Annotated in this window: 9 protein-coding genes, 1 tRNA gene, 1 rRNA gene and 1 pseudogene (1 of these 12 only partly in view); 9 read left to right on the top strand and 3 right to left on the bottom strand. The window is 46.6% G+C overall.

What is annotated here, in order from left to right; translation table 11 throughout:
- The 3 genes from DWX28_RS19515 to DWX28_RS07325 form a co-directional block, all read left to right on the top strand.
- A 23S ribosomal RNA gene (locus DWX28_RS19515) occupies positions 1-1467 on the top strand (it extends 1569 nt beyond the left edge of the window).
- Between the two features lie 106 nt (positions 1468-1573).
- Positions 1574-1644, top strand: a tRNA-Trp gene (locus DWX28_RS07330).
- A gap of 188 nt (positions 1645-1832) precedes the next feature.
- Positions 1833-3263 carry an alanine/glycine:cation symporter family protein gene (locus DWX28_RS07325; protein WP_118252302.1) on the top strand — a complete coding sequence of 477 codons (1431 nt, stop codon included), beginning with the start codon at positions 1833-1835 and terminating at the stop codon, positions 3261-3263.
- 57 nt (positions 3264-3320) lie between these two features.
- Here DWX28_RS07325 and DWX28_RS07320 read toward each other — a convergent pair whose 3' ends face one another.
- Complete coding sequence (locus tag DWX28_RS07320; protein ID WP_118252301.1) at positions 3321-4187, bottom strand: LysR family transcriptional regulator; 867 nt, start codon at positions 4185-4187, stop codon at positions 3321-3323.
- Between the two features lie 252 nt (positions 4188-4439).
- On the opposite strand from DWX28_RS07320, the gene DWX28_RS07315 reads away from it, so the two are divergent.
- The 3 genes from DWX28_RS07315 (at position 4440) to ttdB (ending at position 7316) form a co-directional block, all read left to right on the top strand.
- Positions 4440-5705, top strand: a complete 1266-nt coding sequence (locus DWX28_RS07315; RefSeq protein WP_118252300.1) for an SLC13 family permease — start codon at positions 4440-4442, stop codon at positions 5703-5705.
- Positions 5706-5790: 85 nt separating this feature from the next.
- Positions 5791-6690: a L(+)-tartrate dehydratase subunit alpha gene (gene ttdA, locus DWX28_RS07310; protein WP_022214739.1), complete on the top strand. Its 900-nt coding sequence runs from the start codon at positions 5791-5793 to the stop codon at positions 6688-6690.
- Positions 6690-7316, top strand: coding sequence for a L(+)-tartrate dehydratase subunit beta (ttdB, locus tag DWX28_RS07305; RefSeq protein WP_022214740.1), 627 nt, complete (start codon positions 6690-6692; stop codon positions 7314-7316). The genes ttdA and ttdB overlap by 1 nt, the downstream gene beginning before the upstream one ends.
- A 140-nt stretch (positions 7317-7456) precedes the next feature.
- Here ttdB and DWX28_RS07300 read toward each other — a convergent pair whose 3' ends face one another.
- Together DWX28_RS07300 and DWX28_RS07295 are read right to left on the bottom strand one after the other, a co-directional pair.
- Positions 7457-7906: a MerR family transcriptional regulator gene (locus DWX28_RS07300; RefSeq protein WP_118252299.1), complete on the bottom strand. Its 450-nt coding sequence runs from the start codon at positions 7904-7906 to the stop codon at positions 7457-7459.
- A gap of 31 nt (positions 7907-7937) precedes the next feature.
- Positions 7938-8903, bottom strand: coding sequence for a P1 family peptidase (locus DWX28_RS07295; protein WP_118252298.1), 966 nt, complete (start codon positions 8901-8903; stop codon positions 7938-7940).
- Between the two features lie 152 nt (positions 8904-9055).
- Between DWX28_RS07295 and DWX28_RS20510 the strand changes: the two are divergent.
- From DWX28_RS20510 to DWX28_RS07280, 3 genes and pseudogenes are all read left to right on the top strand, one after another.
- Positions 9056-9238 (top strand): annotated as a pseudogene (locus DWX28_RS20510) (flavodoxin); the annotation flags it as partial.
- A gap of 248 nt (positions 9239-9486) precedes the next feature.
- Entirely contained in the window at positions 9487-11115 is a 1629-nt protein-coding gene (locus DWX28_RS07285; protein WP_158565292.1) for an N-acyl-D-amino-acid deacylase family protein, read from the top strand.
- Between the two features lie 30 nt (positions 11116-11145).
- Positions 11146-11799, top strand: coding sequence for a trimeric intracellular cation channel family protein (locus tag DWX28_RS07280; RefSeq protein ID WP_022214745.1), 654 nt, complete (start codon positions 11146-11148; stop codon positions 11797-11799).
- Positions 11800-11862 lie beyond the last annotated feature (63 nt).

Here is an 11862-nt window from a genome sequence, read left to right as displayed (position 1 = left end):
ATTCCTGTACTATGATATGACAGAACTGTGGGGACACGTGCAGAGAGCGGAAGCCGGGAACGGTATCCCGGTGCAAGCGAGGTACCAGTCACATTGGAAAAACCGTGTGGCAATGGGAAGACGTGATGCGGAGTGAATTTTAGTAACGAAGTCCGTGAGCTGTGCGTCAAGAAAAGCCGCTATTGTTCATACCATACCCGTACCGTAAACCGACACAGGTGGATGAGGAGAGAATCCTAAGGCCGGCGGAAGAAGCATTGTCAAGGAACTCGGCAAAATGACCCCGTAACTTCGGGAGAAGGGGTGCCACTGAGAAGTGGCCGCAGAGAATAGGCTCAAGCAACTGTTTAGCAAAAACACAGGTCTATGCGAAACCGTAAGGTGAGGTATATGGGCTGACGCCTGCCCGGTGCTGGAAGGTTAAGAGGAGAGGTTAGCGCAAGCGAAGCTTTGAATTTAAGCCCCAGTAAACGGCGGCCGTAACTATAACGGTCCTAAGGTAGCGAAATTCCTTGTCGGGTAAGTTCCGACCCGCACGAAAGGCGTAATGATTTGAGCGCTGTCTCGACAATGCATCCGGTGAAATTGAAGTACCAGTGAAGATGCTGGTTACCTGCGCCAGGACGGAAAGACCCCATGGAGCTTTACTCCAGTTTGGTACTGGGATCCGGTACTGCATGTACAGGATAGGTGGGAGGCTATGAAATGGTAACGCCAGTTGCCATGGAGCCGCTGTTGGGATACCACCCTTGCAGTATTGGGTTTCTAACCAGCCGCCGTGATCCGGCGGTGGGACAATGCCAGACGGGGAGTTTGACTGGGGCGGTCGCCTCCGAAAGGGTATCGGAGGCGCCCAAAGGTTCCCTCAGGATGGACGGAAACCATCCAAAGAGTGCAAAGGCAGAAGGGAGCTTGACTGCGACACCGACGGGTGGAGCAGGTACGAAAGTAGGGCTTAGTGATCCGGTGGTATTAAGTGGGAATGCCATCGCTCAACGGATAAAAGCTACCCTGGGGATAACAGGCTTATCACTCCCAAGAGTTCACATCGACGGAGTGGTTTGGCACCTCGATGTCGGCTCATCGCATCCTGGGGCTGTAGTAGGTCCCAAGGGTTGGGCTGTTCGCCCATTAAAGCGGTACGCGAGCTGGGTTCAGAACGTCGTGAGACAGTTCGGTCCCTATCCGGCGTGGGCGTAGGATATCTGAGAGGAGCTGTCCTTAGTACGAGAGGACCGGGATGGACGGGCCGCTGGTGCACCGGTTAGACTGCCAAGTCTATAGCCGGGTAGCCAAGCCCGGAAGGGATAAACGCTGAAGGCATCTAAGCGTGAAGCCCCCCTCAAGATGAGATATCCCATCCGAAAGGAGTAAACCCCCTTGAAGACGACGAGGTTGATAGGGCAGGGGTGGAAGTGTGGTAACACATGGAGCTGACTGCTACTAATAGGGTGAGGGCTTGACCAACTAGTTCGAGAAAGGTCATGAGGTGACCGCTATCGAACGGAAGCATGGTTAAAATTCGATTGCTTAGTCAACATGTATGTAGTTTTGTAGGTACGATAAATTTTCTAGGGGATTGGTCAAATGGTATGATAGGGGTCTCCAAAACCTTTGGTGGGAGTTCGATTCTCTCATCCCCTGCTATTTAAGAAGAACAAAGAAGTTTTAAATAGAACTTCTTTGTTCTTTTTTTGTGAAAAAATGAGATATCGGGAGAAATATAGAAAAAAAGAAAGTAAAACATAGATAATATCAATATTTCGTTGCGCTTTTTCACGATTTAGCGTAATATAGTAGTATTAAAGTATAGTATTAGGAAAGAGGGGCTTATGGAGAAATTTTCAATGTTTGTAAACCAGATGGATGCGATAGTCTGGAGCATGGTATTGGTTGTTTTGTGTCTTGGAGTTGGACTTTATCTGTCACTGCGTCTTAAATTTCCACAGATCCGCTTAGTGAAAGAAATGGTCAAACTTCTGACATCCAAAGAAGAGAGTGAGAGCGGAATCACTCCATTTCAGGCATTTGCTACAACAGTAGGTGCCCGCGTAGGTATGGGAAATATTGCCGGCGTCGCTTCTGCGATCTTTTATGGCGGACCGGGATCTGTTTTCTGGATGTGGATGATCGCTGTGATCGGAGCAGCGTCTGCCTTTGTTGAATCGGCACTTGCCCAGGCATACAAAGTCAAGAGTCCTGACGGAGAATTCACCGGCGGCCCGGCATATTACATAGAAAAAGGCCTGAAGTGCAAACCATATGCGGTCGTGTTTGCAGTAGTTGCCTTTCTGGGACCTGGATTCCTCATGCCGGGTGTGCAGATTAACTCACTGGTAACTGTGTTTGAGGAAGCTTTTTCTGTAAATAAGATCCTTGTGGGCGCGATCTGCTGTATCGTACTTGGAATCGTAGTATATGGAAGTATCAAACGTATTGCCCATATCGCGGAAATGCTGGCACCGGCAATGTGCGCGATCTATATTCTGGCAGCGCTGATCATTGTCGGACTGAATATCACCAAACTTCCGGGGATCCTTCTGATGATCGTGCAGTCTGCGTTTGGTGTACATGCAGTACTTGGCGGTATTCTCGGATCTGCTGTTTCCTGGGGTGTCAAACGAGGAATTTACTCAAATGAAGCTGGAATGGGATGTGGTGCGATTGTGTCCGCAGCGGCAGAATGTTCCCATCCGGTGAAACAGGGACTGATCCAGTCATTTTCTATCTATGTAGATACTTTATTTATCGGAACTTCAACTGCACTGATCGTTCTTCTGACAGGAACCTTTGATGTCACCGATGGTGCAGGAAATCTTCTAATGAGCCAGACCGGCGGCATCGAAGCCGGAATCAAATGGACACAGTATGCGCTGATGAGCACGTTTGGAACGTGGAGCGGCAAGGCGCTGGCGATCATCATTGTATTGTTCGTATTCACATCCATGACGGGATACTGTTATCAGGCAGAGTCCAATATCCGTTATCTCACCGGCAACAGCAAGAAAGCCATTGCAATCGCACGGGCAATTTTTCTTGCGGCATCATTCATGGGAGCCATTGTAAATGCGGATGCAGTATGGGCGATGGGCGATATCGGCTATGGCCTGATGGCATGGGCAAACATCATTGCGATTGCACTTCTCGCACCAAAAGCCGTCGCACTTCTTAAAGATTATGAGAAACAAAAGAAAGAAGGCAAAGATCCAGCCTTCGATCCGAAAGAATTCGGAATCGAAGATGAGACCGGAGCCTGGAAATAGCAATAAAAAAAGATAGCTGACAATAAATAGTTCGGCTATCTTTTTTTATGGAAAAATTCAGAAGTTCTCTATGTATTTGATCACTTTTTCAGCAGTGGTGTTCTGGTATTTGCCTTTTTTCCAGATGACACCGATACGCTGCTCAATCGATGGCATGACCGGGATCCCGACAATATCTGGATGTGCTTCCACAATAGAACGATACAGGAAGGTTCCTACATGACCGGATTTGACCATATTGATGAGTGTCGTGATCTGGCTGGTGTTTAGGATAACACGCGGGGTTACACCGACTGCTTTGAACTGCCGGGTCAGTGTCATGACCTGCACAGAATCTGTGTTAAAGAGAATCAGAGGTTCGTTTGCGAGCATAGTGAGAAGAATTGTCTTCTGTTCGGCAAGAGGATGATCTGGTGCAACACAGAAATAAAGATCCTCTGTATCAATAATGCGAGAATTACATTTGTCAATTGCAGGCTGTTCCGCATTGACGATCGCGATATCCAGTTTTTCCTCCAAAACAAGGTCACACGCTTTGATAGAACCAAACTCAAAAAGCCGGAAATCGACTTCCGGGAAATTTCCTTTCAGGGATAAATACAATTCAGGCAGATAGATCGTCCCCAGCATAGGCGGGATCCCGATGCGGATCGGTGTGATTTTTTTCCTTAATTCATGAAATTCCATCTCGACAGAATCTGCATGCGCAAGAAGTCCTTCTGCACTCTTATAAAAGAGCTCGCCTTCCGGTGTGAGGGTGAGCTTATTATTATTCCGGAAAAAAAGATTCACACCAAATTCCTCCTCCAGTGCTTTGATCGCATTGGAAATCGAAGGCTGAGTCACAAAAAGCTCTTTGGCGGCTTTGGTAATATTGTGATACCTGGCCGCCACACAAAAGTATTCTAACTGAGTTAATTTCATGCTGAAATTCCCCCTTGTATCTGTAGTTTTATTAAAATTCATAATAGCATGAGAAAAAAAGATTCGCAATGAAAAGATAAAGAAACGTTTATTGAGATGAATTTTTCAATAGGAAAAACTTATAGTACCATATGTTTTAATAAATGTACAATCCTGAAACCCTTGTATATAATAAGCTCATAACAAAACAGTAATGAATCGGCCGAACGATTACTGAAAAATTACATAACGAAAAAGTAGGAGGGTGTGGCAATGAGTCCATCAACAATTACACTGCTGTTTCTCCTGTTTGCGGTAATCATGTTCGTATTTGAGAAGATTCCGCTGGGAGTTACATCCATGATCGTCTGTATCGGTCTTGTCGTAACCGGAGTCCTGGATGTCAAGACAGCTTTTGCAGGATTCATCGACAGTAACGTCATCTTGTTTGTATCCATGTTCATCGTAGGTGGGGCATTATTTGAAACTGGCATGGCAAACAAGGTCGGAGGTATTGTAACAAAATTTGCAAAATCAGAAAGAATGCTGATCATCGCGATCATGGTGATCGTAGGTTTTATGAGTGGTGTTTTATCCAACACAGGTACAGCCGCAGTTCTGATCCCGGTAGTGATCGGTATCGCAGCAAAATCCGGATACAAGAGATCCCGTCTCCTGATGCCGCTGGTATTCGCAGCAGCTATGGGCGGTAACCTTTCTCTGATCGGAGCACCAGGAAACCTGATCGCACAGAGTGCACTTCAGGAAATTGGAATGAAATTCGGATTTTTCGAGTATGCGATCGTAGGTCTTCCGATCTTGATCGTAGGAATTCTGTTCTACGCAACCATCGGTTACAGACTTCTTCCAAATCACGATGTCAAAGATGAGGGAGCATTCGATACAGAAAAAGATTTCAGCGACGTTCCGGCATGGAAACAGTGGTTATCCCTGATCATCCTGATCCTGACACTGCTGGCAATGATCTTTGAAGACAAAATTGGTATTAAATTATGTATTTCCGGTGGAATCGGAGCACTGCTTCTGATCCTCACAGGAGTTATCTCTGAGAAAGATGCACTCAAATCCATCGATCTCAAGACGATCTTCCTTTTTGGCGGTACACTTTCTCTTGCAGCTGCACTGCAGGAAACAGGAGCCGGTGAACTGATCGCCAACAAAGTAATTGGAGCACTTGGTGAAAATCCATCTCCATACATCCTGACATTTGTAGTATTCATTCTCTGCTGTATCCTGACAAACTTCATGTCAAACACAGCAACAACCGCTCTTATGGTTCCAATCTGCCTGTCAATCGCACAGGGAATGGGAGCTGACCCGAGAGCAGTACTGATGGCATGTGTGATCGGCGGTTCCTGCGCATACGCAACACCGATCGGAATGCCAGCAAACACAATGGTAGTAGGTGCCGGCGGATACAAGTTCATGGACTATGTAAAATCCGGATTCCCGCTCATCATCATCGCAACAATCGTAAGTATGATCATTCTTCCGATCGCTTTCCCATTCTTCCCGTGAGAATGAGAAACGCGAAAGGAATTTGATAAATAAACTCAAACTCAATTATTAACTTTAAAATTATAATAACCAGGAGGACAAACAAATGGGTAAGAAAGAACAGGTAGAGCAGCTTACCACTTATATGGCAAACTTTGTTTCCTATATTGGTAAAGTGCTGCCGGACGACATCAAGGCAAAGATCAACGAACTTGCAGAGAAAGAAGACAGCCCGCTGTCTAAAGTAATTTACCAGACCATGCAGAGAAACCAGGTTCTGGCAAAAGAACTCAACAGACCAAGCTGCCAGGATACAGGTGTATTACAGTTCTGGGTAAAATGTGGAACAAACTTCCCGCTCATCGGAGAACTGGAAGCACTCCTCAAAGAAGCAGTTGTCAAAGCTACTTTCGAAGCACCACTTCGTCATAACAGTGTAGAAACATTTGACGAGTACAACACAGGCAAAAACGTTGGTAAAGGAACTCCTACCGTATTCTGGGATATCGTTCCGGACAGCGACAAATGCGAGATCTACACATACATGGCCGGTGGCGGATGTACTCTTCCGGGAAAAGCTATGGTCCTGATGCCAGGTGAAGGCTACGAAGGTGTAACAAAATTCGTTATGGATGTCATGACATCTTATGGCTTAAATGCTTGTCCGCCACTCCTTGTAGGTGTTGGTGTTGCAACATCCGTAGAAACAGCTGCACTGCTTTCCAAGAAAGCTCTTATGAGACCGCTTGGAAGCCACAACGAAAACGAGCGTGCTGCATCCATGGAAAAACTGCTCGAAGACGGTATCAATGCGATCGGCCTTGGACCTCAGGGTATGGGCGGTAAATATTCCGTAATGGGTGTTCACATCGAAAACACAGCAAGACATCCATCCACCATCGGTGTAGCCGTAAACGTTGGATGCTGGTCCCACAGACGTGGACATATTATCTTTGATAAAGACCTTAACTACACAATCACAACACATTCGGGGGTGACTTTATAATGCTGGAAATGAAAGATGGAAAGAAAATTTTAACAACACCGATCTCAGCAGAAGATCTGAAGGATATCCATGCAGGAGATATCGTATACTTAAACGGAAGCATGACAACCTGTCGTGACGTTGCTCACAGACGTCTTGTTGAAGAAGGCCGTGAACTTCCTGTAAACGTAAGAGATGCAGCAATTTTCCACGCTGGCCCGATCATCCGTCCACTGGAAAATGATAAGTTCGAAATGGTATCTGTAGGACCGACAACCAGTATGCGTATGGAAAAATTTGAATACGAATTCGTAAGAGAGACAGGCGTTCGTGTTATCATCGGTAAGGGTGGTATGAAAGAAAACACAGAGCGTGCATGCAAAGAATTCGGTGCGATCCACTGTGTATTCCCGGCTGGAAACGCAGTTGTAGCAGCAACAGAAGTAGAAGAGATCGTAGATGCTCAGTGGAGAGACCTCGGAATGCCTGAGACACTGTGGCACTGCCGTGTCAAAGAATTCGGACCTCTGATCGTATCCATCGACACAGAAGGACGTAACCTCTTCGAAGAGAACAAAGTAATCTTCAACCAGAGAAAAGATAAAGCAGTAGAAGAAATCTGCAAGCACGTAAGCTTTATCAAATAATTCCTTAGAATTAAATGTTCAGACATATATAAGTAACGTACTTAATAAGTAAATCAAAATTTTGCCATAACAAAAGCCATACCGAAGGATTACTGCCATGATCCCGGAGTATGGCTTTTGTGCTGCTTATGAATAAAAAATTATGCGGATTTTGTTTCGTGGGCGTGAGCGTAGGCTACCTGGATCTCTTCCGGCATAGAATCCGGGATCATCGCATGAAGCTGATCTTCGCTGACACCTTTCATTACCTGGTCATAAAACCAGCATTTGTATTTCAGCATATCAAGTGCCTGGTTCATACGCTCAATTTCTGCCTCGATATTCTGACGCTGACGCTGGAACATGGCACGGCGCTGCGGGTAAGTTTCCTTTCCCATGGCACACCATTCGATGAACTGGTGGATGTCCTTGATCTCCATGCCGGATTTTTTGAGGCATTCGATGACACGCAGAGTCTCCAGTTCGCGGTCGCTGAATTTGCGGACCCCGGAGACACGCATCATATCCGGAAAAAGCCCCTCCTTGTCATAGTAGCGGAGCGTGGAGACCGGCAGGTCAAACATTTCAGATACTTCTCCGATAGAATACATAATAAAAACCTCCTGAATTCAGATATTTCGATTAAAAGTTAAGATCGCGAAGCGCAGGATAACCATAAGCGGACTTCGCACTATGAACAGCACAGAGGATCGCTTCTGACATGACATCGGCTGCAAGCGTGCCGACCATATCGTAGTCTGCAGCAACGGTTCCGACGGAAAGGGCGTAGATACTGTCGCCGTCAGCAGAAGTGTGCACCGGACGGATGGAGCGGGCATAGCCATTGTGTGTCATACCGGCGATCTTGCAGAGCTGGCTTTTGTCGAATTTTGCATTGGTGATGATGGTACCGATCGTAGTATTTCCTGTAAATTTGTTTTCGCGTACTTCATAAGACTGATAGAGCAGTTTCGCAGAATCAGCAAAAGAATTACGGTCTTCATTGAGTAGACCGGCGATGATCCTGCCAGAGTGGTGATCGTAAATATCACCAAGTGCATTTACCGCAACGATCGCGCCGACTTTAAGCTCACCGATCTGCACGGCGTAACTTCCGATGCCGGATTTCATGCAGAAATCCATCCCTTTAAATTTACCGACGGTTGCTCCTGTACCTGCACCGAAGTTTCCATCCTGGTAATTGTCAAGATAAGCATTCTTACAGGCTTCATATCCCATCGCCTTATCCGGGCGGCAGTGTGGATCAGCTACGGTCAGGTCAAAAAGATCCGACTGGCAGACAAGCGGTACCTTAGTCACGCCTACATCAAAACCGATGTCCTTTTCTTCCAGGAACTGCATGACACCGCCGCCGGCATCCAGCCCGAATGCACTTCCTCCACCAAAGAGTACGGCGTGGATCGTCTGTGCATTGGCAAGCGGCTTGAGAAGTTCGCTTTCCCTCGAAGCAGGACCGCCCCCGCGGACATCAAGTCCCGCGCACATGCCGCCTTCGCTCAGGATAACGGTACATCCTGTTCCTCCATCGACATTCTGTGCATTTCCAATGCGGATCCCCGGAAAGTCTTTGATACTGATAACGTCCATTACATTCCTCCATAATCTGTAAAACCGTAAAATAAAACCGGAATTTACTCTATATTTTACCTAAAGGTATTGACCTAAAGTCAGGTTTAAGTGTTATACTCATAGTAACAAATTAAAATTTTAATGTCAAACAGAATGGAGGAAACTTTATCATGGCAAAGAAATTAGTAGCATATTTTTCAGCAAGCGGAGTAACAGCAAAGATGGCAAAAGCCCTGGCAGAAGTTACAGGAGCAGATCTTTTTGAAATCCAGCCTGCAGTACCGTACACCAATGCAGACCTTGACTGGATGAACAAAAAGAGCCGCACCATCTGCCAACTGGAAAGAAGGCAAACGTTTCGGAAGTGCGGACAAGAATGCTCTCAAAGTATGGGCAGATTCCCTGGGAATGTGATCCTCACAATAAAATACACGATCACAGACAGAGCGATATAGCCTGTTTCTTAAAGGAAGCGGGTGTGTATCGCTTTTTTCTGCTTTTTTATAACAATATAAAAATATTTTGGCAAATAAAAAGTTTTTGCAATATCCAATTGCAAGAATACATGATTACGGTTATAATGACGGCAGAGGTGAGCAAAATGGCAGATTATATCATCTGTAATGGAAAGATCGTAAATGGAAAAAACGAGGCTCCTTTTGAGGGCAATATCATAATAGAAGGAAGCCGGATCAAAGAAATCACAAAGACGACGGAGTTTCCTTCTGATTTTCCGAAGGAGCGGATCCTGGATGCGAAGGGCGGCTATGTGACGCCGGGATTTATTGACATCCACAGACATGGAGACTGGCAGGCACTGGAAAACGGTGACGATGAACTTCTGAACCGTCAGGGACTTACGACAGTTGTGAATGGAAACTGCGGCCTTTCGGTCGCACCGGTCGGAACAGAACATCAGAAGGAGATTCTTGGTTTTATCAGTAGCGTTACCGGAAATCCGCCGGAGAAATATATAAAGGAAGACAAAAGCTGCCCGGCAGCAGAGTCCTTCCACGCCTATATGGATGCCCTGAAAGCGACGAAGCGGAGCGTGAATACAGGAATGCTCGCGGGAAACGGAACGATCCGTGCCTGTGCAGCCGGCTACAGGACAGGAAGTTTGACGAAAGAAGAATTAAGAACAGCCTGGAAGCAGATCGAGGAGAGCCTGGACGCAGGAGCACTCGGTATCAGTCTTGGTATTGCCTATGCGCCGGAATTTGAATACGATGAAAAAAGCCTGATCGAAGTCTTAAGTCCGCTCAAAGATACCGGGATCCCGATCACGACGCATGTGCGCAGCGAAGGCGACAGTCTGATCGAATCACAGAAAGAAGTCCTCCATGCAGCAAAGGCACTTCATATCCCGCTGCACATCAGTCATGTGAAATGCATCGGAAAGAAAAACTGGGGAACGAAATGTGAAGAAGCCCTCCGGCTTTTTGCACAGGCGAGGGCAGAGGGTGTGCAGCTTGATTTTGACCTGTATCCGTATCTGACAGGTCCCACACAGCTCGTGCATGTGCTTCCACCGGAATGCCAGAAAGGCGGTACGGATGAAATCATCCGGAGACTGAAGGACAGAACATACCGTAAACATCTGACAGAAGTCCTCAAAACACCATCTGATGAATTCGAAAATATCGTGGAACTGGCAGGTTTTGACCAGATCTATACAAGCACGCTCCATACAGAGAAATACAAAGCCTATGCAGGAAAAACGATCCAGGAGATCGCAGACTTTACAGGAAATGATCCGTATGATACACTGTATGACATTCTGATCGAAGAAAACTGTCAGGTCACAATGCTTGACACGATCGCATCGGAAGAAGACATGCTGCATTTTCTGAAGGATGAATATGCAAATCTGATCTCAGATGCGATCTATCCGGCAGGTGGCAAATATCATCCGAGGGTTTATGCCGCATTTCCGAAGGTGCTTACGGACTATGTGCGTGACAGACAGATCTTTACGATCGAGGAGGCTGTCTACAAGATGACAGGAAGAGCAGCGAAACCTCTGCATCTGGACCGTGGCGTTCTGGAGGCAGGAAAGGCAGCAGATATCAATATTTTCCATCTGGAGAATCTCAAGGTGAAAGCAGATTTTGATGATCCGGATCAGTTCTGCGAGGGATTTGACTACGTTCTGACAGGAGGGAAGATCGCAGTCAGGGATGACAGATGGACAAACACAGGAAGCGGAGAAGTTCTTGTGAGAAAGTAAACAAATAAAGGGGAATTGGAGAGGGAAGTTATGGATTATCAGCAGCTCATTACATTTATTATGGAAATGGTCGGGACGATCGCTTTTGCGGCATCCGGTGCCATGGTTGCGGTAGATCGGGCAATGGATATTTTTGGTGTGATCGTGCTGGGAGTCACGACAGCTGTAGGAGGAGGGGCAGTGCGTGATGTGATCCTCGGGATCGTGCCGCCGGCAATGTTCCAGCATCCGGTTTATACGGTCGTCGCAACGGTCACATCCTGTGTTGTTTTTATGATCCTGTATCTTAAGAAGGAACTCCTTCAGGGACATAACAGGGAGACTTATGACAAAGTAATGCTTGTCATGGACTCAATCGGGCTTGGAATCTTTACTGTGGTAGGTGTGAATACAGGGATCGCCCATGGATATATGGATTATACTTTCCTGCTGGTGTTCCTTGGCACCGTCACAGGTGTCGGCGGAGGACTTCTCCGTGATGTCATGGCAGGTGTGCCGCCGTATATCCTGGTGCGCCATATTTATGCATGCGCGTCTATCGTCGGAGCAATCGTCTGTGTGGTACTGTACCGGAATTTTGGGGCAGTCGCAGCGATGGTGGGAGCCTCAGCGGTGGTAATACTGATCCGTTATCTGGCAGCGCATTACCGGTGGAATTTGCCAAAACTTACAAGAGAAGAATAAAAGACGACAGAAAAGCAGCCCTTCTACACAGAAAGAAGAGCTGCTTTTGCTTAGAGGAAAATC

Source organism: Blautia sp. AF19-10LB, from assembly GCF_003461245.1.
Taxonomy (GTDB): Bacteria; Bacillota; Clostridia; order Lachnospirales; family Lachnospiraceae; genus Blautia_A; species Blautia_A intestinihominis.
Note: the sequence above shows the minus strand (reverse complement) of the source record. Positions and strands in the feature narration are given on the sequence as shown.